28 protein-coding genes are annotated in these 24,337 nt (G+C 42.3%); 5 read left to right on the forward strand and 23 right to left on the reverse strand.

Going from position 1 to position 24,337, the window contains the following annotated elements; genetic code table 11:
* The first annotated feature begins 145 nt into the window (after positions 1 to 145).
* The gene (locus tag WFH04_RS10815; protein ID WP_336824061.1) at positions 146 to 763 is read left to right on the forward strand and encodes an MjaI family restriction endonuclease; all 618 of its coding nucleotides are present in this window, start codon (positions 146 to 148) and stop codon (positions 761 to 763) included.
* On the opposite strand, the gene WFH04_RS10820 is transcribed toward WFH04_RS10815, so the two are convergent.
* From WFH04_RS10820 to WFH04_RS10880, 13 genes are all read right to left on the reverse strand, one after another.
* Positions 732 to 1,784: a DNA-methyltransferase gene (locus WFH04_RS10820; RefSeq protein WP_336824062.1), complete on the reverse strand. Its 1,053-nt coding sequence runs from the start codon at positions 1,782 to 1,784 to the stop codon at positions 732 to 734. The two genes, WFH04_RS10815 and WFH04_RS10820, sit on opposite strands and share 32 nt — an antisense overlap.
* 435 nt (positions 1,785 to 2,219) lie before the next feature.
* A complete protein-coding gene (gene dsdA, locus WFH04_RS10825; RefSeq protein WP_336824063.1) occupies positions 2,220 to 3,530 on the reverse strand; it encodes a D-serine ammonia-lyase in 1,311 nt (436 codons plus the stop codon).
* 55 nt (positions 3,531 to 3,585) lie between these two features.
* Positions 3,586 to 4,452: a D-alanyl-D-alanine carboxypeptidase family protein gene (locus WFH04_RS10830; RefSeq protein WP_336824064.1), complete on the reverse strand. Its 867-nt coding sequence runs from the start codon at positions 4,450 to 4,452 to the stop codon at positions 3,586 to 3,588.
* A 160-nt stretch (positions 4,453 to 4,612) separates the two neighbouring features.
* A complete protein-coding gene (locus WFH04_RS10835) occupies positions 4,613 to 5,077 on the reverse strand; it encodes a hypothetical protein (RefSeq protein ID WP_336824065.1) in 465 nt (154 codons plus the stop codon).
* Between the two features lie 1,100 nt (positions 5,078 to 6,177).
* The gene (kynA, locus tag WFH04_RS10840; RefSeq protein ID WP_336824066.1) at positions 6,178 to 7,035 is read right to left on the reverse strand and encodes a tryptophan 2,3-dioxygenase; all 858 of its coding nucleotides are present in this window, start codon (positions 7,033 to 7,035) and stop codon (positions 6,178 to 6,180) included.
* Positions 6,989 to 7,624 (reverse strand): arylformamidase, encoded by a 636-nt coding sequence (kynB, locus tag WFH04_RS10845; RefSeq protein ID WP_336824067.1) that lies wholly within the window; start codon positions 7,622 to 7,624, stop codon positions 6,989 to 6,991. The genes kynA and kynB overlap by 47 nt, the downstream gene beginning before the upstream one ends.
* Positions 7,621 to 8,880, reverse strand: a complete 1,260-nt coding sequence (gene kynU / locus WFH04_RS10850) for a kynureninase (RefSeq protein ID WP_336824068.1) — start codon at positions 8,878 to 8,880, stop codon at positions 7,621 to 7,623. Before kynU ends, kynB begins: the two co-directional genes overlap by 4 nt.
* Positions 8,881 to 8,923: 43 nt before the next feature.
* Positions 8,924 to 9,535, reverse strand: coding sequence for a response regulator (locus tag WFH04_RS10855; protein ID WP_336824069.1), 612 nt, complete (start codon positions 9,533 to 9,535; stop codon positions 8,924 to 8,926).
* A gap of 12 nt (positions 9,536 to 9,547) precedes the next feature.
* Complete coding sequence (locus tag WFH04_RS10860) at positions 9,548 to 10,663, reverse strand: sensor histidine kinase (protein ID WP_336824070.1); 1,116 nt, start codon at positions 10,661 to 10,663, stop codon at positions 9,548 to 9,550.
* 173 nt (positions 10,664 to 10,836) lie between these two features.
* Positions 10,837 to 11,898 carry a Delta(5) desaturase DesA gene (desA, locus tag WFH04_RS10865; protein ID WP_336824071.1) on the reverse strand — a complete coding sequence of 354 codons (1,062 nt, stop codon included), beginning with the start codon at positions 11,896 to 11,898 and terminating at the stop codon, positions 10,837 to 10,839.
* 180 nt (positions 11,899 to 12,078) lie between these two features.
* On the reverse strand, positions 12,079 to 12,819 hold the full coding sequence (gene fabG / locus WFH04_RS10870; RefSeq protein ID WP_336824072.1) for a 3-oxoacyl-ACP reductase FabG: 741 nt from the start codon (positions 12,817 to 12,819) through the stop codon (positions 12,079 to 12,081).
* 90 nt (positions 12,820 to 12,909) lie between these two features.
* Entirely contained in the window at positions 12,910 to 13,236 is a 327-nt protein-coding gene (gene ytxJ, locus WFH04_RS10875; RefSeq protein ID WP_336824073.1) for a bacillithiol system redox-active protein YtxJ, read from the reverse strand.
* 13 nt (positions 13,237 to 13,249) lie between these two features.
* Positions 13,250 to 13,825, reverse strand: a complete 576-nt coding sequence (locus tag WFH04_RS10880; protein ID WP_336824074.1) for a glycerol-3-phosphate acyltransferase — start codon at positions 13,823 to 13,825, stop codon at positions 13,250 to 13,252.
* A 78-nt stretch (positions 13,826 to 13,903) separates the two neighbouring features.
* Here WFH04_RS10880 and WFH04_RS10885 point away from each other — a divergent pair, with 78 nt between their 5' ends.
* Complete coding sequence (locus WFH04_RS10885; RefSeq protein WP_336824075.1) at positions 13,904 to 14,575, forward strand: phosphatase PAP2 family protein; 672 nt, start codon at positions 13,904 to 13,906, stop codon at positions 14,573 to 14,575.
* Positions 14,576 to 14,601: 26 nt separating this feature from the next.
* Here WFH04_RS10885 and WFH04_RS10890 read toward each other — a convergent pair whose 3' ends face one another.
* Together WFH04_RS10890 and WFH04_RS10895 are read right to left on the reverse strand one after the other, a co-directional pair.
* A complete protein-coding gene (locus tag WFH04_RS10890) occupies positions 14,602 to 15,156 on the reverse strand; it encodes a hypothetical protein (RefSeq protein WP_336824076.1) in 555 nt (184 codons plus the stop codon).
* 347 nt (positions 15,157 to 15,503) lie between these two features.
* Positions 15,504 to 16,055 (reverse strand): YdhK family protein, encoded by a 552-nt coding sequence (locus WFH04_RS10895; protein WP_336824077.1) that lies wholly within the window; start codon positions 16,053 to 16,055, stop codon positions 15,504 to 15,506.
* A 137-nt stretch (positions 16,056 to 16,192) separates the two neighbouring features.
* Between WFH04_RS10895 and WFH04_RS10900 the strand changes: the two genes are divergently transcribed.
* Complete coding sequence (locus WFH04_RS10900) at positions 16,193 to 16,531, forward strand: MGMT family protein (protein ID WP_336824078.1); 339 nt, start codon at positions 16,193 to 16,195, stop codon at positions 16,529 to 16,531.
* Between the two features lie 75 nt (positions 16,532 to 16,606).
* Complete coding sequence (gene mscL / locus WFH04_RS10905; protein ID WP_336824079.1) at positions 16,607 to 16,987, forward strand: large conductance mechanosensitive channel protein MscL; 381 nt, start codon at positions 16,607 to 16,609, stop codon at positions 16,985 to 16,987.
* A gap of 375 nt (positions 16,988 to 17,362) precedes the next feature.
* On the opposite strand, the gene WFH04_RS10910 is transcribed toward mscL, so the two are convergent.
* From WFH04_RS10910 to WFH04_RS10935, 6 genes are read right to left on the reverse strand one after another with little or no spacing between them, the layout of a single operon-like run.
* Positions 17,363 to 18,352, reverse strand: a complete 990-nt coding sequence (locus tag WFH04_RS10910; RefSeq protein ID WP_336824080.1) for an ABC transporter permease — start codon at positions 18,350 to 18,352, stop codon at positions 17,363 to 17,365.
* Positions 18,330 to 19,247 (reverse strand): ABC transporter ATP-binding protein, encoded by a 918-nt coding sequence (locus tag WFH04_RS10915; protein ID WP_336824081.1) that lies wholly within the window; start codon positions 19,245 to 19,247, stop codon positions 18,330 to 18,332. Before WFH04_RS10915 ends, WFH04_RS10910 begins: the two co-directional genes overlap by 23 nt.
* On the reverse strand, positions 19,244 to 19,963 hold the full coding sequence (locus tag WFH04_RS10920) for an ABC transporter ATP-binding protein (protein WP_336824082.1): 720 nt from the start codon (positions 19,961 to 19,963) through the stop codon (positions 19,244 to 19,246). Before WFH04_RS10920 ends, WFH04_RS10915 begins: the two co-directional genes overlap by 4 nt.
* Positions 19,956 to 20,324, reverse strand: a complete 369-nt coding sequence (locus tag WFH04_RS10925) for a GntR family transcriptional regulator (RefSeq protein WP_336824083.1) — start codon at positions 20,322 to 20,324, stop codon at positions 19,956 to 19,958. Before WFH04_RS10925 ends, WFH04_RS10920 begins: the two co-directional genes overlap by 8 nt.
* A 2-nt stretch (positions 20,325 to 20,326) precedes the next feature.
* Positions 20,327 to 21,010 carry a hypothetical protein gene (locus WFH04_RS10930; RefSeq protein ID WP_336824084.1) on the reverse strand — a complete coding sequence of 228 codons (684 nt, stop codon included), beginning with the start codon at positions 21,008 to 21,010 and terminating at the stop codon, positions 20,327 to 20,329.
* Positions 21,007 to 21,792, reverse strand: a complete 786-nt coding sequence (locus WFH04_RS10935; RefSeq protein WP_336824085.1) for a hypothetical protein — start codon at positions 21,790 to 21,792, stop codon at positions 21,007 to 21,009. Before WFH04_RS10935 ends, WFH04_RS10930 begins: the two co-directional genes overlap by 4 nt.
* A gap of 242 nt (positions 21,793 to 22,034) precedes the next feature.
* Here WFH04_RS10935 and WFH04_RS10940 point away from each other — a divergent pair, with 242 nt between their 5' ends.
* Positions 22,035 to 22,985 (forward strand): hypothetical protein, encoded by a 951-nt coding sequence (locus tag WFH04_RS10940; RefSeq protein WP_336824086.1) that lies wholly within the window; start codon positions 22,035 to 22,037, stop codon positions 22,983 to 22,985.
* Positions 22,986 to 23,221: 236 nt separating this feature from the next.
* On the opposite strand, the gene WFH04_RS10945 is transcribed toward WFH04_RS10940, so the two are convergent.
* Together WFH04_RS10945 and WFH04_RS10950 are read right to left on the reverse strand one after the other, a co-directional pair.
* Positions 23,222 to 23,587, reverse strand: a complete 366-nt coding sequence (locus WFH04_RS10945) for a VOC family protein (protein WP_336824087.1) — start codon at positions 23,585 to 23,587, stop codon at positions 23,222 to 23,224.
* Positions 23,588 to 23,840: 253 nt separating this feature from the next.
* Entirely contained in the window at positions 23,841 to 24,320 is a 480-nt protein-coding gene (locus WFH04_RS10950; protein WP_336824088.1) for an acyl-CoA thioesterase, read from the reverse strand.
* Between the last annotated feature and the right edge of the window lie 17 nt (positions 24,321 to 24,337).

Raw genomic sequence — 24,337 nt, forward strand, 5'->3', positions numbered from 1 at the left:
AATTTTTTTCTTCCCGTCTCTTTACCCATTTATCATTAAATGAAACAGGACGGAATTGTCTTAATGAATTCTCTATTCCAAAACAAACATTGTTATAATAAAATTAGATACTATAAGGGAATCTACATCATTGGAGGGATTCGTCATGAAGAAAATTAGCAGCATTAATAAAGATTATATTGCATCAGCGAATGATACAGAGAAGAAAGTGTTTCCGAAATATACAACGCAGTTAATCAATTTGGCGAATAGCAATGCGCATGGTACGAGACCGAAAGTCGTCGGCTCCATGGCGGATTATTTTCCGCTTTATCTCGAAGAGACAGATGATCCAACTGTAGAAGGATGGAAAAACTGGTATACAAACAAAGAACCTGAGGCAAAAGCACGTGCAAAAGCCCGGATTTTACCTCAGGTGGAACGATTGAAAGAAGCGATTGATTTAATTGATGAGCAGTTGATCGATCAATGGCTTGACGATATTTTGATCGATAAGACATTTAACGGCATGTACTTCCAAAAAGCGATTTTGCAAAAATTAAGCGAGCATTTTGAGCTTCCGTACCGTCCATCATCGGTTGAAGAAGAAAGCAAAGGGATTGACGGTTACATCGGCTCGACACCGATTTCGATTAAGCCAGAAACTTATGAACTGATGAAGCAGTTAGGAGAACAAATTGAAGCATCAATTGTTACATACCGAAAAAACTCAAGCGGTGGAGTTGATATTTTTATTGAAGAGGATTTAAATCCACATGCTTAACAATGATGCCATCCTCAGTTTGTTCAATCGAATCGATTAATGAGAGCTTAATATTCACTTCTTGTCGTGTCTTGACAGGTACGTTTAAATAGTCGTTATCGTACCATTTATCTTTGCCCGCAGCCATTTCTTGAATGACAAACTCCGCATGTCGTTCCACACGATCTGTTACGATTTTGTTTAAGTCGCTTTTCAATAGCAAGGCGTTTTCTGCTACGGTTTTCGATAACAGTGGATCGATTTCTACTCCAAAGCTGTTCCGCTCTGCACACATGGCGGCAAACATGGTCGTGCCAGTTCCGACAAACGGATCTAAAACATAGTCGCCTTTTGTCGAGTACATATTAATGAGCCGGTATGCCAACTCGAATGGATAGGCAGCACTACGCTCTCTTGTGCTAACGACGTTTTTAAATTTCTGTGTCTTCCCTTGAAATTCCCACAGGTCAGAGAACCATTTGTTGCGCTCTTCCCAAAAGAAAGCACTCTCCTGCCTGTTCGGAATTTCATCCTTTTTAAATACACGTTTCCCGCCTTTACGGAAAATTAAAATGTATTCATGCTCATATGTCACGTAAGCTCCTGAAGGCAACATCCCTGAGCCCATGAACTTATTCGGCGCATTTGTCGTTTTTCGCCAAATGATGTCCGGCAACACCGAATAACCCATCGAGACAAATTTCTCGATTATTTTCGAGTGATTCGAATACATTTGAAACTGGCCGTTGATCGTGCGGGTTGCATCCCCGATATTAATGCAAACAAAACCATGTGGTGCTACAGTGCGATCCACTTCCTCCCATATTTCATTCATAACGTCATGCATAAGGTTGAAAGCTTTATAAGACCTGCCTTCGTCTAAATGTGCTTTTATTTCGGGGCGAAGCTCTATGAAAAGCTCATCCCACATTTCAATCATTGGATACGGGGGTGAAGTGACAACCAACGCTACAGATTGGTCAGGTATCCCCTTTAAATCTTTCGCATTTTGATTTAACAGGCGATGCTGTGTCGTTTTCATTTATTCTCATCCTATCTTTATTGCAATACTTCTATTATGGGACTAAACTTTGCAACGTTCAATGGGATGTTTAAATAAAGAACATTGAAGGCACCAACAGCAAAAAGGCGGAATATTCATATTCTGCTTCTCAACTTGTTGACATTTGCTCGCACACCGCCTTGAGACCAGCAGGACACTGGTCGCGCAGTTAATCGAACAACGAATCGAACAACAAAGAGTTCGATTTGCCGTATTTCTGCGTTCTTTGCAGAAATTAAGGCACCTTCGAGTTCGATTTGCCGTATTTCTGCACCCTCTACGGAAATTAAGGCACTACGATGTCCCGATCATAGACTGCAATCCACGCGGCAAGCGTTTTCAAGCCAAGCGGAAGAAATTCCTTTCTTATTACTTCAATCCCTAAAATGTCGATTTCCCGGGAAATAAATCGAATTATTTCTTGCCGATTCCGTAATACTGCTCCATTTCGGTTTCAGGAACCATACTGCCACCAGTTGCCCAAACGATATGAGTAGCATTTTTTGAATCTGCAAGCGGAGCCGCATGTTGAATCGTTTGAATAGGTCCTGTCATACCAGCCAATGCAGATGGTTCCAGTCGTATCGCCTCCGTGTCTGCAATCATTGTAAGCAAATTAAACATCGTTTCATCTGTAATGGTGAAGCACCCTGCAAGCAAAGACTCCATTTTCCTGCCGACAAAAGCCGATGGCCTTCCGACCGCAAGTCCGTCTGCAGCCGTATGATTGCTCAAACCAAAATCCGCTACGCTCACTGTATCATGCAATCCTGTCATCATTCCGATCACCATACATGGCGAATTAGTTGGCTCTGCAAAGAAGCAATGGACATGATTCCCGAATTGCAACTTCAATCCAAATGCCACTCCTCCAGGTCCACCGCCTACACCACATGGCAAATAGACAAAAAGAGGATGATCTTCATCGACGATTGTTCCCATCTCCTTCAATTGAGCAGCAAGGCGCTCGCCCGCCACCGCATAGCCTAAAAATAAATCCAGCGAGTTTTCATCATCAATAAAATGACAGAGTGGATCTGCTTCTGCTTGCTTTCTACCTTCCTCGACTGCTTTGCTATAATCATCCGCATATTCAATGACGGTTACGCCTTTCTTCCGAAGCAGCTCTTTTTTCCAAGCTTTCGCATCAGCAGACATATGGACGGTCACATTGAACCCTAATTTAGCACTCATAATGCCAATGCTCAATCCTAAATTCCCCGTCGAACCTACTGCTATCTTATGCTTGGCAAATAAATCCCGCATTGCCGGTTCAGCAAATTTTTCATAGTTTTCATCATATGTAATTCGTCCATCTTGGATCGCTAAAGTTTCCGCATGCTTCAAAACTTCATAAATTCCTCCACGTGCTTTTATCGACCCTGAAATCGGAAGTTCGTTATCTTGCTTTAATAATAATTTTCCGGGAATGTCTATGCCATATTCATTTGATAACGCCTCTTTCGCAAAAGGAATTGCTGTTAACGGAGATTCGATCATACCATTTGCAAATGCCGTTTCTGGAAATACTTTCTCAATGTACGGCGCAAATCTTGCCAATCGTTCACTCGCATCCCTCACATCGGCAGCAGTAATGCCCGACTGCTTGATCCCTTCTTCGCTATCCCCATTTCGCGGATTGACCCAAAAAACTTCTTGTTGACTTGTCACTTTTTTAAGTAATGGAAACTTTCTAAACCAATCTGCTCTTTCGTTTTGATTCACACTCTCCGCCCCCCCTTGCTATCTATTTTGAGTATAGCATGTGAGGCCAATCGAATTATTGGTTTAACACGTAGTGGTCAATTAATTTTCTTGTCAGTGCAAAACGCGGAGTATTCGTATCGCCGCCCTCTGCTTCGACGCCAATAACAACTGTAATGATCCTCTTGCCATTGAAAACTCCCGTGCTCGCAAAGCAGGACTCCGCAGCTTCCGTGTAGCCTGTCTTCAATCCATCCATTCCGTCCATTTCATCAGGCATGCCAGGTAACATATGATTCGTACTCCATAAACGGACACCATCACGAGTCGTCACATCGGTCATGCGCGTATAATCGATCACTTCCGGGTACTCCTCAATTAGTGAACGGGCGATCGCCGCCACATCGCGTGCTGTTGCCATATTTGTTTTTTCCTCATCCAATCCAGTGGAATTAACAAAATGAGTATTTTGTAAGCCGAATTTCTTTGCTTGCTCATTCATCCGCTTAACAAATGCCTTTTCACTCCCGCTCACTACCTCAGACAAAGCAATGGCCGCGTCATTTGCCGAAACAACCGTCATCGCTTCAAACAGCTCCCTGACCGTGTACGTTTGTTGCGGGTCCATCCCTAATGTAACGGCATACTTGCTCTGATTCATTGCATTTTCGGATGGCCTGTATTCACTGTCCCACGAAATTTCGCCATCCTTAATTGCTTTAAGAACAAGATATTGCGTCATCAGCTTCGACATACTCGCTATTGGGTATGCATTCCCGCTATTGCTTTCATATAAAATCTTGCCCGTTTCTGCTTCCATTACGAATGCAGCACGCGCTTCAGCTATAATAGGATCTGCCTCTTTCCTCGCATCTTTATCACGTATAATGAATAAAACTGCTACACTCGCAATCAACAAGACTGCAACGCTTTTTTTAAACATTCCGCTCACACCTTTACCTTGATAACATCATTATCAACAAAAAAGATGAAGATTCATGCATGATGTTTCTGAAGAATTTATTAAGATGAGCAGAAGTAGGTTTCAAAAATGCTTTCTATAGAGCAATCTGCTTGCTTTACGCTCCAACACAAGCAAGGATTCATTCCACTTCTATTGCAAAGGCATAGAATGCATCACCATTTGATACATTTGCTTCCTTCTCATCCATCCACCAGACACCATAATCATAATAATAAACGCCACTTTGTGTAGGTGCGGTAAATTGATGATCGTCAACAACGATTTCCGTTTTCTCGCCATTAAACATTTGTGTAACATAAGATTTATTTGGCTTTGGTTCATAATCCATGACAAACTTAATCTCTTCACCCGGCTTAACTTTTATCGGTGTTTTTCCCGCCAAAAGCTCAATTGAACCAGCTGTATCAACACATTCACCTATACCGTTTTCCGACCAACAATACGTACCTAACTCAGTCCTATAATTTTCATCGCCAATCTTCACAAAAACTTCAGGCGGCTTCCCGACTTTCGTTTCAACATGATTACACCCCGTTAGAGCGATTATAAAAACTACTGCCGCTATTAATAAATACTTCCTCATGAACTATCCCTCCTCACTATTTGACGGATGTGATCTCATCAAGTTACTACATAAACCGTCCTGACACTGAAACGAACAATCCAAAAGTTTGCTCACGTTGCCGTACACACCCTAACAGACCACCCCGAATAAGATACGGTAAGAACATTTTCATGGTGGTGATCATGGGCATAGTATAGCGGGTCCTAATAAGGCGGGTAAGGAGGTGGTTGTCATCTTAGTGACAATATCTAACCTGTTGAAGGGGATGCGCTATTTTTATTTTGAATACATGCGAGGAAGGTGAACAGCTACTTGCAGCGGATGTATGTTATGCGGGAGATACGAAATGCGTGTTTAGGTTGAGGCAATGAGTCACAACGGTTCGGGGAGGGGTTCCTATTGTCGAGCGGCAAGTCATTCGACAGGTTCATTGCCGACCCGCCTGCATAAGGTGATTGATACGATTAAGAGAAACGCTTCGCCAATTTTTTTGGCGAAGCGTTTAATGCATGCGGCAAGGAAGATATGCGCGGATGAAATAGATTGATGCGACTGATCCAAAGCATTTTTAGCTTTAGAAACGCATAAATGCCGCGGACAAAGCATATACGCTTCTTAAGACGCATAATTCCCTTGAAAAGCGCATAATTAGCCGGGCACACGCATAACTACTTCAAAGAACGCATAAATAGATTGAACGGCGCATAACAGCTGAGGGACAAGCATATTTTTCGCTTAATGGTTGTTAGTGTTATGCGGAGTCGAGAAGGGTTTCGCGCGGATACGGGGCTTTATGCGGGATCCGCAATAGGTTATGTGGGGATGGGAATACGTTTTGCGGTTCTGCTGTACGTTATGCGCGGGCGGGGAAACCGTTTTGCGAGGTTGATGGGAATAATGAGTTTATGTTTGGTATTATGCTTGTTTATCGTGGTTTATGCGGAGTTTGATAACCGATATGCTTCTTCCGTTAGTTTTTTTGTGCGATCTTGAGGCATTTTATTAGTTTGATGATGCATTTGTAAACCTACCCCGCATTTACTGATGGATAATATATTCATAATTGTGTTAGATATGCATTTCAATAAAATAGAGCTGCCGCACGACAGCTCTTTTCTTCATAATTTTGTTCTGACATCCCACAGCTCAGGAAAGAAGCGGTGGTCTAAGACGGATTTTAAATAATTGACGCCGGAGGAGCCGCCAGTGCCCGTTTTGAAGCCGATGATTCGCTCAACGGTTTTCATATGGCGGAAGCGCCATTGCTGGTGGCTGTCTTCGATATCCACCAACTTCTCTGCCAACTGGTAAAGATCCCAATACTGGTCAACATTGCGGTACACTTCAAGCCAGGCAGCAGCCACAGTCGGATCGCCTTTATATGTAACAGAAAAATCGCGATTAAGGAGCTCCGGGTTAATTGGAAAGCTATTTTTATGTAGCGCATTGATGGCGACATCATAAATGCCTGGAGCATCGTAAGCTGCTTTTAACTCCTTGGCAAGCGCCGGATCCTTTTCATAGATTTTCATAATATGCGGCTGTTTGTAGCCTAAAGCAAATTCGATGAGTCGATTTTGATAGGATTGGAACCCCGATGCGCGTCCTAAATGATCCCGGAATTCCATATATTCCGCTGGCGTAAGTGTGGATAGGACATCCCAAGCCTGAATAATTTGCGTTTGTACTCTTGAAACGCGCGCTAACATTTTAAAGGCTTCTGGCAGTTCATCCTTATCGATCAAATCAATTGCCGTATTCAATTCATGCAATATAAGCTTCATCCACAGTTCACTTACTTGGTGTATGATGATAAACAACATCTCATCATGGTGGCCTGACTGACGCGTCTGGCTCGATAGCACTTGCTCCAAATTCAAATATTCACCATACGTCATATTGTTACGAAAATCAGTATGAATTCCTTTCTCAGTCACGTTGCCACCTCCGGATAACAGCACGCACAGGGCTCCCATCTCCACCCTCAATCGGAAGGGGCAATGCGATTAATTCATAATCCCCTTCTTCAATAGTATGCAAAACGATATTTTCCAAAATAAGCACACCATTATCGTTCAAAGCATGATGCGCTAACAATTCCTTGCTGTCCTCCGGATCGACGGATGGCGTATCAATACCGATCAATTTTACGCCACGCTCTTTCAATAAAGGACCGATATCCGGACTGAGCACCGTGAAGGTATCCGTAAATACTTTCGGATCCGTCCGGCTTTCCGTTTTGAATAAAATCCGTTCAGCTCCCCCGAAATCTAATTGCTCTAATTCCGCCCTTCCAATTGACTGTTTGCCAGTCATATCAATAACACGCGCTTTTCCTATATAAACATCGAGCGATAAATCATGAACCTTTTTGCCATTATTGTCGAAATGGAACGGCGCATCGATATGCGTTCCCATATGTGTACTCGTCGTCAATTTCCCAATATTGACCGACCCTGTATCCGCTTTCAAAAATCGTACTTCGTAGCTGAACGGCGTGTCCCCTGGCCATTCTGCAATATCATTTGTCAACGGCTGTGAAATATCAATCCATTTTTCAGTCATGCGACGACACCCCTTTTGTTTTCGAATTGTTCATATCGTTTCTCTTCCATGATGATGCGCAATTTCTCCACCGTTTGCCACACGTCAACAAATGAATTGTATAGCGCGACCGGTGCCAGACGTATCCCGTTTGGAGCACGGAAATCCGGTACGACACCATCCGCTTTTAATGCTTTGCAAATACGCGCAGCTTCCGGATGCTCCAACAGCAAATGCGCGCCGCGGGATTCATTATCAGGATTTCCGATTGTAAATCCATAATCTGATAGATGCTCACGAATCAATTCCATCATATAATCCGTCAGTTGAAAGGACTTGCTTCGAATTTGATTGATTCCGACTTCTTGGAGCATTTCAAGGGAGCCGATCAATGGCGCTAAGCTAAGCAAATGCGGTGTGCCAATTTGGTAAGCGCCTGCATCCCCTGCAACATCCATCGTATGATTCATGTCAAACTGCGATTGTTTGTTTGAACCAAACCATCCAGCAAGACCTGGCGTTTTTCCAAAATGCCTTTCGTGGATGAACAAACCACCGACAGACCCCGGTCCACCATTCAAGTGTTTATACGTACACCAAAACGCAAAATCAGCACCCCAATCATGTAAGGAATGCTCAATCGCACCAATTGAATGGCATAAATCGAATCCAATCGGTATGCCTCTCTCATTCGCAGCCTCGGCCAAACGCTCCATATCCAAAACTTGGCCGCTTCGATATAACACAGCGGGTAAAACGATGAGCGCAACTTCATCCGTCATTGCGTCGATAAGATCTATTTCACGCAAATAACGGCCATCTGGGCTCTTCACTTGGATGAAATGCTCTGCAGGGTCATACCCCTTTAATTGCAGCTGACTTTTTAGCGCATAAATATCCGAAGGAAAATTCAATTCGTCTGCCAATATTTTCGTCTTCTTACCTTTCGGCTTGTAAAAAGTCGATGTCATTTGATGAAGATTTGTCGTTGTAGAACCTGTTGCAATGACTTCGCCTTTCATTCCTCCTACGAGCGGCGCCATCATCTCTCCAATTTGTTCGGACAAATAAAACCACGGACGCTCCCCTTCCGTCCATCCGTCTATGCCTAATACTTTCCAAGAATCCAATAGCTCGTATAGTGTCCGTTCCGCACGCTTAGACAGCAGCCCCAATGAATTGCCGTCCATATAGATTTTACCGTCTGGAATGTAAAACTCTTTCCGATAATCGGCAAGCGTATCGTTCCGGTCAAGCTCTTTTGCACGTAATTCCATCTCTACTTCCCCTTTCATTTTATTAATGAAAGCATAGCATAATTCACTTATGCCAGCCCTTCTCTTTAAAGCGAGAAATTGCCTCAATCCGATTGCCAACGCCTAACTTTTCAAGAATGGTAGAAATATAATTCCTTACAGTGCCCGGCGTCAAATAGAGCTCTCCCGCAATTTCCTTCGTGCTCTTCCCCTCAGCGACAAGCCCCAACACTTGGCTTTCTCGATCTGTCAACGGATTTTCTGTTTCGTCATCCGAGCCGTATGCAATATCCACTAACTCCGGCGCGTAAATTCTTCTACCGTCTTGAATCGCATGGATGGATGTGACCAATTCCTCAATTGGGCTGTCCTTCAGCAAATATCCGCGCACTCCTGCACGTCTTGCCCGTTCAAAATAGCCAGCTCTTGCAAACGTTGTCAAAATGATTATTTTACAAGTCGATCCAATCAATTCTTCAGCTGCGTCAAGCCCCGTTTTGACCGGCATTTCTATATCCATAATGCAAATATCTGGCGACTGCTCTCGAACGAGCCGGACCGCCTCTTCCCCATTGCGGGCCATACCGACAACTTCCATATCGTCTTCCATATTCAGCAATGAACCAAGCGCGCCCAACATCATGCCTTGGTCCTCTGCAATGACAATCCGAATCATTGCAATCCCTCCTTAACTTTGATGGGTAATGACGACCGGCATCTCGATCGTCAGCTTTGTGCCATTGTCTTCATCTATCCGCAAAGTGCCGTTCACGAATTCAAGCCGTTCACGCATCCCTTTAAGTCCGCTTCCTGGAGCATTCATTCCTTTTAAGCCACTGCCATTATCATGAATAGCAATTGAAATTCTGTCTTCCGACTGTTCGATCGTCACATGACAAACCGTGGCGCCGCTATGCTTGACGACGTTCGTAACAGCCTCCTTGAAACACATTGCCAATACATTCTCGAAATTCGTCGGCACATGGGCAATCACAGATGATCCAGTTACCTTCAACTCAATTTCTGCAGCAGCTAAAATTTGCTGCGCACGCAATAATTCATCGGACAATTTAGTGGAGCGCATATCTGCCAATAGCTCACGCACTTCTTTTAACGCCGTACTTGCAGTTTTACGGATATCCAACAGCTCACGTTCCGCATCTTTCGGACTTTTTGCGATTAATTTTCTTGCCAAATCACTCTTTACACCGATCATTGACAGTTTTTGTCCCAATGTATCATGCAAATCACGCGCAATGCGCTCACGCTCCTCTAACAACTTCAATTCCGAAATCTTTTCCTTTGCGTCTTCTAATTGACCTTCCAAGTTCTCCCGCTTGCCCCGGTTGTACAAATTGAACGGCATTAAAATGACCCCAATTACCGTAATAATTACAAAATGGACTTGCGTCAAAAACAGGTGAATGTCGATGAAAAAACCTGCCACAATTGCCCCGATGGTCAACGCAATATGCAGCCCGTACAATATGAAGAAGCCGACTGGATTCCGAATGTTGCCGATGAAGAAAGCCGTGAAAATAGAGAAATACACATAACCGAAGAGCAGTGTCATTACGACATTTATGACCATCTCAAAACTGACCCACATATAGACAAGTCCACTTTTAGAGCGGAACGAAAAGAAATAAGAAATGAAAAAGAGCAGAAGCAAACCGATGCCGACTGATATACCAATTGCCGACCATGATCGGAAAATAAAAAAGAAAGGCAGCAAACAAAATATAATCCAAGCGTAGATGCTCAACCAAGGGCTTTTAGGAAAAATACTATACCATTTCTGCATAATCGCCGACCTTTCAAACAGATTTATATTGATTGTATCATTTCAGAAGATTGTATTGGAAAAACTCTCACACTTTAAAGTTTGGCCCACCATTTCGCGGAGTGACGTACCTACCATTAAAGCTTTTCACCTACAAATGAAAAGAAGCCACCCGAAGATGGCCGCTGTCGTAATTATTTTCCTTCAAAGCTTGTGCGCTTCGGTTTTAGCTCTTTCAAATCCAATGTTGCTGTTTTACTAATGCGCTCTTTCACTTCTTTAAAGGTGATGAACGATTTCCGCGCCGGATCGTAAAGCTTGTAGCGCAATGATTCTAAGCTTGTTTTAATTGTAATTGTTGTCGCTTTTTGAAGCGGTGGAGTTGATTCATGGGCTAATTCCAAATTGTAGTTTGGAACGCGCGGCGCCAGATGGTGCACATGATGGAAGCCGATATTGCCCGTCGCCCATTGAAGCACTTTTGGTAGCTTATAATATGAACTTCCTTCCACCGCAGCTTTTACGTAATCCCACTCTGACTCGTCCTCAAAATAGGAGTCCTCGAATGTATGTTGAATGTAGAACAGCCAGATGCCAAGCGCAGCTGATACGAACATAATCGACGCTTGCACGATGAGGAATGCCTGCCACCCTACAAGATACGCCATGAACGCATACAATAATACGATAGCAACATTCGTCAAATACGTATTGAATCGCTCTTTTTTCCGTGCGTCTTTTCGATTAAAACGACCTGAAATCAGCACTAAATAGAGTGGTCCAAGTCCAAACATAACGAATGGGTTCCGATAAAATCGGTAAGCGAGCCGCTGCCATTTTGACGCCCCCATATACTCCTCGACTGTCATTACCCAAATGTCTCCTACACCACGTTTATCCAAATTCGAGCTCGTTGCATGGTGGATCGCATGCTCCCGCTTCCATTTTTCATAAGGAAACAAAGTCAAAATACCTGTAATCGTACCGACAATATTGTTTGCTTTCTTATTTTTGAAAAACGATCCATGCGTGCAATCATGAAAAATAATGAAGGTCCGAACGACGAATCCTGCTGCAACTATGGAAACTGCAAATGTGAGCCAAATTGAAACAGATAAACTCAAATACGCCAAGTACCATAAAATAAAAATAGGCGGCACCGTATTAATGAGCTGGATTATACTTTTCTTCAAATCCGATTTTGCGAAGGGAGCTACATTTTTATGTAGCTGTTTTGTTTTTTCTTTGCTTTCCATCTTGATCCTCCTTTTAAATGTGACGATTATTTTTTCTTATACTCATCATAAAAGCAGGACCCATTTTGCAACAGACATGATTGTCATAACTTTTCGTATGATAAGTGTCATGTATTGTGAATGTATTCACAAATACATGAACAAAAACCCTCTTTCCAAATAAGAGAAAGAGGGTGAAAATTACTTTAACATACCGCCATCTACTTCCAATACAGTTCCATTGATGAAGTCAGCCTCCTCGGAGGAAAGGAAAAGATAGGCGCTTGCAATATCTTCCGGTTTGCCCATTCTTGCGGAGGGCGTCAACAGCTTCATTTGCTCCAATACTTTTTCTGGAATTGTTTCAATCATGTCTGTCTCAATAAAGCCTGGTGCTACGGCATTGACGTTGATGCCTTTGCGGCCATACTCTTTTGCCCAAGTCCTTGTCATTCCAATGACCCCCGCTTTTGCAGCCGAATAATTTGTTTGGCCGATATTGCCGCCAGTGCCAGCGATGGAGGATGTATTTACGATCTTACCTTTACCCGCCGCAAGCATCGTAGGGAGAAACGCTTGCGTACAATAAAATACGCCCGTTAGGTTTACGTCAACTACTTGCCGGAAATCATTTGCCTCCATTTTTACGAGCATAGCATCTTTTGTAATTCCTGCGTTGTTAATGAGCACGTCAACTTTTCCAAAATGTTCGAGCACTTTTTGCGCGGCTGACTGCACTTGCTCCTGATCCGCTACATTCGCTTTGAAGAATGCAGCTTCAATCCCTTCGCCATGCAAACTCTTTGCCGTTTCTTCCCCAGCTATCTCATTGAAGTCGATAATCGCAACTTGAGCACCCTCCTTGCCAAAAACGTTTGCAGCTACCGCCCCGATGCCGCTTCCCCCACCTGTAATGACAACAGTTTTGCCTTTCATTCTCACATGCTCTCCCCCAATTGTAAATTTTTAGATATTACTATTTTATCATAATGACAATATAGACACACTTACTGATTTGTGCTCCTAAGTCGCTCAGCAATGTTCTTCTACAGCAGATTTCATGCTTGATTTGCTTATGTCATAATGACTTGCGTACCAAACAGCTTCACCATCTTTTAGTAATAAAACCTGCGGTGTTTCATGACGAACATTGAGATCCTTCTTAATTTCATTGGAAATCGACCGGTTTTTCTGAACGATCAAGTAATACTTTGAAATTGATGTCTCATAATGTTCAAATACATGATGGCCCGAAATACTAATGGGACATGTTGCGCTATGCTTTAATACAAAAATAGGCGCTTTCCTCGACTGTTCTACAATATTTTTCCATTCTTCCGACGTCTTGATTTCAATCATCTTCGTCAACTCCTTACATTTTTACTTTCTCTTTCGCTATTGCCATGATGTCCTTCTTATGAGCAATGCAAATAAGAACGACCAGCAATAGCAGCATAGCAGCCTCATCAAGTCCTCTGCCTAACATCAAAATAGTAAACGGAATCGTTGCGATTGCAGCCAAACCAGCTACAGTAAAATTTTTTATTAGACTGATAAGCACTAAAAAGATGCCTGTTATTATTGTACAAATGAATGGTTCATAAAATAACACCCCACCGAGGAATGTAGAAATCCCTTTGCCTCCATGGAATTTATAAAACACTGGGAATATATGCCCTACTGTCGCTGCAAATAAACAAACCAATAGCATCGTGCCATCATATCCAGCCCAATGAGCAAGCATGATCGCAATTGCACCTTTCGCGCCGTCTCCTAAAAACGTCAAAATGAAGCCAATTTTTCCAAAAACCTTACCCGCATTGCGGACGCCAGTATTCCCACTCCCTAAAGCACGTATATCTCTCTTGTAAAGCAACTTACCTACAATTACTGCTGTTAAAAAATTACCAATGGTATAACAAGCTATAATCAAAAAAGTCGTTTGCAAAACGATCACTCTTTCTGATAAAAGATGCAGATACATACGCTTTCCTGTAAAATGGAGCGCATGAAAGGGTGAAAATAAATGAGAGAACTTTCTTTGCGCCTGTCGTTTGCACTGCTTTTATGTATTGTATTCGCTGGCATCTTCGCGTATATTGCAACCGGCATCCAAAATGAAACAATTCATCGCTTTGACCATACAATCATTGATATTGTCCAAGGATGGGAAACGCCCGCTTTGACTCCGATTATGAAAGCATTTACATGGATTGGCTCTACAACAGTCGTCATCTGTCTAATTGTAATCGGGTTCGCTTTGCTATTTTGGGTATTTCGCAAACATTCGCAAGCCTACTTCTTTTTCTTTGTCCTTATTGGTACCGGTGCGCTCAACCAAATATTAAAATTCATCTTCCGACGAGAGCGTCCGGACTTTCACAGACTTGTCGACATTAGCGGCTACAGCTTCCCGAGCGGTCATACAATGATGGCATTCAGCTTATATGCTATTTCCGCCTTCATCGCCATAAGAAATTTGAAATCTATAGTGAGTAAAATAGTTGTTTCACTTTTAGCGATCATTATGTTTGCATCGATCGCGATTAGCCGCATCTATCTTGGCGTCCATTATCCGAGTGATGTTGTCGGCGGCATGGCGGCAAGTGCGTTTTGGTTAATAATCGCTACATCTGTCTATAGCTATTATCAAAAAAGGAAAAAGCAACAGCTTGATCGTCGCTTTTCAAGGCAATAAACGAGTTCAAGAGGAAGCGGAAGGTTTCATTCAAACTCCTTCGCCTCCTCTTCGGACAATACACGCGTTTTTAATCCGCCGACTTCCACGTACTCAACTCGATCATCCACAGCGATTTTGAAAATATAAGGATGGGTCGTCAATTTAATTGAATGAATTTCTGCTTTTTGCTCCTCATAAAAATTTTTAATATCCTGCTCAGCCCAAAATGGCAGATCATTATTATTATTTTGTTCTTTTTCCCATCTCTTCTTCGCTTGCTCTTCTTTCCACTTCTTTTCTGATTCGGGATGTAATCTGAAATAAATCTTCTGCAGCAAATCAATCACTTCACCGAATCCGATGACCAATACACCAGTTATGAGATGTGTTGCAATGATTCCAACTGCCCCTAAAAAGGATATACCGTTATACATATCTGTATATTGGAGCTCTCCCCATTCATGCATTACATGTCCCTGAGATTGAAATCCAGTTATAAAAAAGAAAAAGGCTTGTAAAACGCCCCATCCGATTATGACAATACCCAAAATTTTAATAGTATACCCAATAATGCTTTGCTTTGAAAATACATCTTTCATTTGTGATCCTCTCCTTCTATTCTATTAAAGTATAGTCCCTTTACGAATATTCTCTCACAAACGTTTCAACTTTTCAGAAATAAAGCGGACCGCAGTTATGTGCGGTCCGCTCAGACTGTAGACAAAGTATTTTTTCACTTTGTCTACAGTCTTTTAAAGGTTTTTAGTTATGGGATAAGTGTTTGCCCAGCTTGGCTTGAAAACGCTTGCCAGACAAGGCGCGAAGTCGAGCGAAGACCCGAATAGAACTTAAGGTTCATGAGGGGACGAGCGAGACGAGCAACGCAGTATGCGAGCGTTTGTCAACAAGCTGAGCGGACCGCAGTTATGTGCGGTCCGCTTTCTACTCATTCAATCTTCGTCAATTCATCATCCGTTACCCATTTATGGTTGACAACTCTTTCTCCGCCATCTGTAGGCGTATAATCGATCATATAAACCGTTGTCTTTACCGCTGAATCAATTTTGCCGATAGCTCCTTTCATCCCTTCCATATGGTCCGCCTCGATCGTCACTTCATCGCCTGTTTGCAGCGGCTCATCATTTGTATCCTTAATCTCATCGTGGATGACCCACTTATGGTTTTCCACTTTCGGTCCTCCTGTTGTTGGTGTATACGAAACCTCATAGGCAGTAGTGTCATAAGCACCGACAATAGTTGCCTCAGCACCTTTCATGCCAGGCATATGATCTGTTTCTATAATCGCCTTGTCTCCAACCGCAAACTTCGGATTTGAAGCTTCTTTTAGATGTTTAGGCACGACACCTGAACGATTATGCTCCATCTCCTCATGTGGTGGCTGTTCGTTCTGCGCTTCGTTACTGGTATCTGTTTTATTGCCGCAGCCCCCAGCTAGTAAAATAGCTACTAATCCAATTGCTAATGAATAATGCTTCATCGTAACACTCCTTTTTATATCTCTTTAGAGTCTTCCCCGATGCCTATATGTATTAAACTTTGACATACCACACTTTAGGAATAGAAGTATTTTGTGTAAGATGAAAACAATCAATTTCCTAAGAGGAGGATAAAACATTGCTTCCCTTTACAGAAAAAGCCGTCCAAATTATTAAAAACATCCCTGCAGGCTATGTCATGACATACGGCCAAGTTGCCAAAGCAGCAGGAAGCCCCCGCGGTGCAAGGCAAGTTGTAAGGATTCTTCACTCAATGAGCGAAAAACACCATTTGCCTTGGCACCGAATTATCAACGCACAAGGAGGCATCTCTACACCAAATGACCGTGATGAAAAAGGACATTTACAGCGTGATTTATTGGAAGCGGAAGGAGTGGAATTCGGACTTGACGATAAAGTAGATCTGTCGAAGTATCGTTGGGATCCTACTATTGATCCGATAATTAGTGAACATTAAGTTGAATCATAGATTGCGATTTACTAAAATGAGAAAGAAAAGAATTAAAAATTATCCTGAAAGGGGGATTTCTACATGTGGAAAGATTTTAAGGAATTTGCGTTTAAAGGGAATGTGTTGGACCTCGCAATTGCAGTCGTAATCGGCGGAGCGTTCGGAAAAATCGTTTCATCCTTAGTTGAAAATATTATTACACCTATTATCGTCTTCTTAACAGGGAAAATTGAGTTATCCGATCTTCACCTTAAAATGGGCGGAGTAAACCTTACATACGGCGTTTTTTTACAATCCATCATAGATTTCATCATCATCTCGTTCTCCATCTTCTTATTCGTCCGTTTGCTTATGAAATTCAAACGCAAAAAAGAACCAGAAAAAGCAGAAACACCAGCTATTGATGCAAAAGAGGAACTGCTCAAAGAAATCCGAGATCTTTTAAAAGCGGAAAAGCAATAATCTCATCGCCGACTTGGTCGGCTTTTTTATTGTTACTACTACCCTGTATCGCGTTATGCACTAATCTCGTGGCAAATGCACGAAAGTTTGACGGTTAGGCACTGATCATGACCCAGAGTTAACCAATGTGTCTGCCTTCACTTTCACCCCGCCATTTTTCGACAGAGTCGTGTCGCCCGTTGCCTCGTCCAGCAACTGGTGCTACAATGAAAGATAGGATCATGACTAAAAGGAGTGGAGTCTTCATGTGGTTCATTTACATTATGTACGCGCTTTTCGCATTCATCCTTATTGGAACTGTATTCGGTCTTGTAAGCACTTTTAATCATCATAAATGAGAAGAAGCTGTCTCGAACAGAGACAGCTTTTTCTTATTTACGCAGTGACGTCACGTTTAATGAATGTTGTGTAGCTAATTGCTAAAAATACGACAATGTAAACAGCAACGACAGCGAGTGAAAACGTCAAACTAATACCTGGAATGAAATGCATACCCGTTTCGTATACAGTTAAATCCATATGTGTGAAAAGCAAATATTTAGCAACTTCATATTTCGATAGCATCATTGTAATCGTTGATCCTGTGAAGTAAATGAACAACGACAAACCGATTGCAAGTGAACTTGACCTGAAAACACTTCCTACTGCAAAAGCGAAAGACGCCGTGATGAACACACTTCCAAAAGATAATAGCAACATATATAAGCTTTTGCCCCATACAGAAACTTCCACAACTTCTTTCCCGTTCCAAGCCAATTCCTGACCAGCCCCTGATTTAAATAGGATCATACTAAGTGCAATATACAAGACGTATCCGACAAGGATTAGAAAGATACTAAATAAATTGACAGTAATAAATTTCGACGTAAGGATCTTCCATCTTTTCACTGGACGCGTCAGCAACATCTTAATCGTTCCTTGTGAAAATTCGGAAGCGACAATACCCGCTGCAACGATAACTGTCAATAATAATACTGTCCCGCTAATGCTTGACGGGTTCTTAATCAGTCCTTCTCGGCTGAATTCATCAATTGGTTCAATCGAATTAGCCAATCGATATTCAAGCACTTTTGCATTGCCTTCCAACTCTTTTCGTTCCACTTTTGAAAGGCCTTCTTCACTCAACCGGGCTTGTGTATAAGCCAAATCAGATTCTGCTGATTCCTTCCAACCGCTGTCATCTACGTCCACTTGCACGCTTATAGACGCATCACCTGGCTGGGCTTCCCAATTATTTCTTTGTGTATCAATCCACTTCATGAGGAACAACATCCCTGAAGTAAATATGATCATAAGTCCGACCATCACCCAAGTTCCTTTTTTGTTCCATAGCTTCATCCATTCATTTTGTATGAGATTGAGCAATTTGGCCACCTCCTGTCATTTCCAAAAACTCATCTTCCAATGTTTTCCGTTGCGGCTGAACGGCATACACTTGAAGCCCCTCTGCAATCAATGACTGCACGACGCCTGGGATTTGCTGTTGTTGCGCCTGAACTAAATAGCCCTCTTTCAATGGTGAAACTGCAAATCCTTCATTCACAAGAATCTGTTGCACCTGCTCTTTCGGCGTAGCTTCTATATAATAAAACGATTGCTCTGCGTCCGACATTTCGCGGATGCCGATCAATTTTCCATTTTGAATGACCGCAATCCGATCGCACATCAATTCAATTTCAGAAAGCATATGGCTTGAGACGAAAACGGATACTCCTTCATTTTCTGCAATCCGACGCAAGTAGTTACGGAATTCTCGGATGCCTGCGGGGTCAAGTCCATTCGTCGGTTCATCCAAAATCAAAAACTTCGGTCTGTGCAATAAAGCTTGAGCCAACCCTAATCTTTGGCGCATCCCTAATGAGTATGTGCCGACTTTCTCATGAATCCGATTTTGCAACCCGACTTGCCGGACGACATCGTCAATCCGCTCCTTCGTTATACCTTTATGCATCCGCGAAAAATGCAACAAATTTTTATATCCCGACATAAACTTATACATCTCTGGATTCTCAACGATAACGCCAACCTTCGACAGACCCTCCTCAAAATTATCCCTCAAAGAAACACCATCAATAATGACATCACCGCCCGATTGCTTCATCAAGCCTACCATCATTCGGATCGTCGTCGTTTTACCTGCACCATTTGGACCTAAAAACCCTGTAATTTGCCCAGGATACAAAGACAGATTCAAGTCATCAATAATTTTCTTCTTGCCAATGGCCTTCGATAAGTTTTTCAATTCTACTACTGGCTTCATTTTTCCATCTCCCTTCTTGGGTGCTGATCCCGGAATAGCGACACCATATAACTCGTCGCATCCACTCCATATAAATCTCTAATTTCATCTACCGCTCTATGCGCAAGCACCGATCCGCCCTGCATAATGATCATTTCATCCAGCAGAGGCTCTACTTCCCGGATCTCATGTGTTGACATAATGACTGTCTGGCGCTCTGGGTCTGTGAATCGGATAAGTCCTTTCGCAATGTCATCGCGCACCATTGGGTCAAGCCCAGAAAAAGGTTCATCAAGCAAATAAGCATCCGCTTCCCTCGCAAGCGTCACAGCAATTTTCACCCTTCCCCGGTTTCCTTTTGACAAGTTTTTCATTTTTGAATGAAGATCAACATTCAAAAACTGAATAATTTCCTTCGCTTTAATAACATCGAAATCTTCAAATTGCGAAGCATAGTAATCAATCAGTTGTTGCACTGTGAAATACAGGTAAAAGGAATCCGTATCGGACATATATGCAATTCGCGAAGCAACCCTCCGTGTAATTGGTTTCCCATCAAAAGTCACACTTCCAGCATTCACCGACACAAGACCAGCCATTATTTTCAGCATTGTCGATTTTCCGCTCCCATTTTCTCCGACTAGTCCAATCACTTTTCCTCTCGGAATGGACAATGTTACATTTTCCAACGCTTTTTTACTCCCATATTTCTTTCCAATATGCTTTAACTCAATCATTCTGTCCCCCCCTCTCTTGCAGACACTTTACTATTTCATCAGTTGTAAAGCCGAAAGCGGCCACGTTTTGAAGAAAGTTTGTCACTAACTGCTCCTTCATTTCATCTCGAAGCGCCGCAATCTTATCTTGATCCTCCGTAACGAACGATCCTTGCCCCCTCTTCGTTTCAGTGATCTCCATTTGCTCCAACTCCTTATATACGCGCTGCATCGTATTGGCATTCACGCCTACTTCCACTGCATATTCACGGACTGAAGGCAACTTCTCCCCAGCCGCTATCGTGCCACGCATAATATCTCCTAAAATCCGGTCGATGAGCTGCTGGTATATTGGCTTATCCGGTAGAAAATCTATGCTCATCGTCAGTACCTCACTTTCTTTTCAAGCAAGGTTGCCCCGCCTGCAAATAATACAATTGAAATAGTGATATACATAAAAGAACTAAATAGAATGCTCTTCGTATCATTAATAGCCGAAAGAATTCCCCATACAACCGATCCGGCAAAAATTAGGGGCATGACGACCAAAATTGCAAGATGGCTAATCTTATATGCTGTAATTTTGTAGATTACCCAAATGAACAGACTGAATGACATGATCAAACAGCTTGACATGAAAAATGTAATAAAAATATGCGTTGCTCCTGGAAGTCCAAACAAATTAAGCTTTACTTCAGAGGCTCCTGTCACGTACGCAACTCCTGCCGACAAGAGACAAATGAGAAGCGATGAACTGTTCAGCACAAATGCCATAACAACTTTAACGCCAAGAAGCTCCCAGATCGAAGCTGGCGAGTGAAACCAAATATCAGGCTGCTCAATATCTTTATGAAGGCTTTGTAGGAATAGGGCTGTGAAAAAAAACATATGTAAAATCAACCACATATTGACAAGACTGCTCATCTCTAACCGAATATTCCCAACCGAACCTACAATTGATGGCGCCAAACTGAACACACTAATTACCAAATTCGTCAATAGATAGCCAACAAACGACCATTTCATAAGCTGCCATTCTTTGCTTAACAACCCTCTATACGTTGTCATAGACGCACCCTCTTCTCAAACAAAGCAATTCCAGCAAGGAAAAGGCCAATAGTCAAAAGCATTGCAAACATAACTTCACCTACATATAAAACTGTTCCATTCAAAGCGAAATAACCATACTCTAATTCGATATGCGGATTTTTAAGTTTCATCAAATCAATTTTGCCAAACCGGACAAATCTCTCGAAGAATGGTGAACTTGTTATTTCACCGTACACCCTAACTGAAACGATAAATAACAGCAATGTGATAACAAGAGAAAACCCTTTTACAAAAGGCTTCAGCACTTGTTCAATTACAATAAAGAAAAAGCCATAAACCATAAACTGAATCGATGAAAGAAATATGATTGCAATTAACAAAGTTCCAAAGAACAACAGCTCATCAAACATGTCTACTGGATGAGATACTGCTGTTACATATCGAAATGCCACGACAATTACAGGCACGGCTATGCATGCAGCGCCCGAAAGAGTAGCCATTAACATTTTGGCCCCGACGAGCTCAGTAGTCGAAGCAGTTGAATGTAGCCATAAATCGGGACTTTTCATATCTTTGTTAAACATCATCAAAAAATGGATGACAGGCACTAAAATACATGCCCCAGCCGCTATAAAGCAAATTACCATCGTTATCTCAAACACCGAAACTTCTTCTACCGCTAACAACCTTGCAAAAGACGGCAAACCTATTAGTGCCGCAGCCATAAACACAATTATAATGAGCAACGATAACCGCCACTGCACCCATTCTTTCCACAGCAGTCCATTCCATTGTTTCATCAGTCTATCCCCCTTCTGTACTGGTGTATTAGTTACATAATACACTGTAACTTGCATTAATGTAAAGCGATATATCTTCATGATTTGATGCTTAGATACCACGTTTCTCATGGAAAAGACTTTCACCATACGACGGTTTCACAGCCCTATCCATACACAATTGCCCCATTCAAATCCACTGTATAAAAAACTGAAACCACTTGCTGCCTATAGCCGTAAATAAGGAAAGGAGCGTGTGAGCAATGAGAACGGATATTCATGAACGACAAATGGAATTGACGATGCTTCGCAATGAACGGAATCGGATTAAAAGAAGATTAGAAGGGGCAGAAAGGCAATTATTAGAAGCGACCAAGCTCCGCGACCAGCTGAAAAACCAACTATCAAAAGAACAGCAAGACGTTGTAAAGTTAGGTAAGTTTTCATTTGCAAATAAACTAAAGGAATGGACGGGCAAATGGGACGCCGAAATGGAGAGGGAAATCAATGAGGTGACAGAGGCGGAGCTTAAATATAATGAGGCTGAAAAAACCGTTGCCGATTTAACGGCTGAAACAGAGCGGTTGAAAGAGAAGATGAACCAACCTGACTTTGCCTATATCGAAGAGGATTGGGCCGATTTTTTAAAAGAAAAGGAAGCGTGGATCCGCCAGCACGATACGGCAGCGAATCGTACGTTGCAGCAAATTGCTGATGATCGGGTAAGAGTACGTTCGATGATTCGTGAAATTGATGAAGCATATGAGGCTGGAGGAAAAGCATTGCGAACGCTGGATGCCGCATTGGATAAGTTAGGCAATGCAGAAGGATTGTCGATGTGGGATACGTTTTTAGGCGGCGGCTTGATCGTTTCGGCTCTAAAATACTCGGAAATGAACAGCTCAGATGACCTCGTACACCGTGCACAGCGAGCACTCCGTCATTACGAAACGGAATTGATGGATGTCCAAAGCCTAGCTTCGGAGTCTTTCAAAGTAAATCAAAATGATTTCTTTACGTTTACGGACATCTTTTTCGATAATATTTTCTCCGACTGGACAGTGCATTCCCGCATTACTGATGCAAAAAGCCAATTGAACACTGTTCATCAAGAAGTTCGAAAAACACAAGATCGCTTAAGGAGAAAAAAAGACGAGGCGCTAGAAGAATTGAAAAGATTGGATCAGCAGGAGCAAGATATTATTGTGTCATAATCGATTTCTCTCTGCTTAGGATTTACGAGGTTGCTTGAAAAACTACCTTAACAATCTTTGATCTCTTTCCTTAAAATAGCAGTGTTTGGATTCCGCTGTAGTAGTTAAGGATGTTTGCATTTCGTAACTTGTGCACTTCTGCTACATTTAGATAACAGCGGCAAGACACGCATCATGTCTGCCGCTGTATTAATGCTTACACTATAAATATGAACTGCTATTGTTTAAGTCTCGTTTCAGTCAAATTCCAAAAACTCAATCCGATTGCCAAACGGGTCGAAGGTGAAAAAGCGTTCTCTTCCTGAAATCGGCGGCTCATTTGCTATTTCGTATCCTGCCTTCTCCAAGTCGTTCTTTAGCTCGGCAAGTGAACTAACAACAAATCCTGGATGTGCTTTTTTTGCTGGCATGAAATCTTTCTGAATTCCAATATGAACTTCCTGATTCCCACATTGGAACCAGCAGCCGCCCCTTGCTTTTAGATTTTCTGGCTTTGGGATTTCTTTCATTCCTAACAATTCCCCGTAAAAATGTCTTGCCTGTTCCTCCGAACTATCTGGTGCTGCAATCTGAATATGGTCGATCCCCTTAAGATAATCCATTCTGTCCATCACTCCTTCTATATTCAGTGTATCGGAAGTGACTCATAAGTACTATGACGATAATTCTATCAATTTCAATAAGTTTAACTTATACACTATTGGAGATTACCTACAAAATTTGTCCATATAAAACATTCATGAGCCTCCTCTCCCAACTCACATGAAAACTTCTTTAACACGCGCATATTCAAACCTTGTTTTCACAGAAAAAAGCCATCCGACATTATCGGACAGCTCCTTCAGAAACAAAATATCAGTGCTTGATCGATCTTCTTAAGCTACGATGCTCCCTCCGTGCCGGGCCCGTTTCAAACAGTCGCTTTTCGGCATCGGTTTCAGGATAAACACCTGGAACTGGTGTTGGCTTATTGTCTGGGCCCATCGCAACCATTGTCAAAAACGATTCAGTCGTTAGTTTTGATTCTCCTGTCAATAAATTCATCGAGCGCACTGTAACGAACACTTCCATAGACGTTCTTCCCGTAGAGCTGACGACCGCTTCAAGTTCCAAAACATCGCCTACTCTTGCAGAGGATAAAAAATCAACAGAGTCGATTGATGCTGTAACGACGGCTGTTTGGGAGTGCTTCATAGCAGTAATTGCCGCAATTTCATCTATATAAGAAAGCACTTGTCCTCCGAAAATCGTTTGTAAATGGTTTGTATCCGGCGGCAATACTAATTTCGTTTGGATAGTACGCGATTGGCTCATTGGTAATTCGTTCATTGTCATCTTCCTCTCTTTCCACC

Source organism: Sporosarcina sp. USHLN248, from assembly GCF_037144575.1.
GTDB classification, from domain to species: Bacteria; Bacillota; Bacilli; order Bacillales_A; family Planococcaceae; genus Sporosarcina; species Sporosarcina contaminans.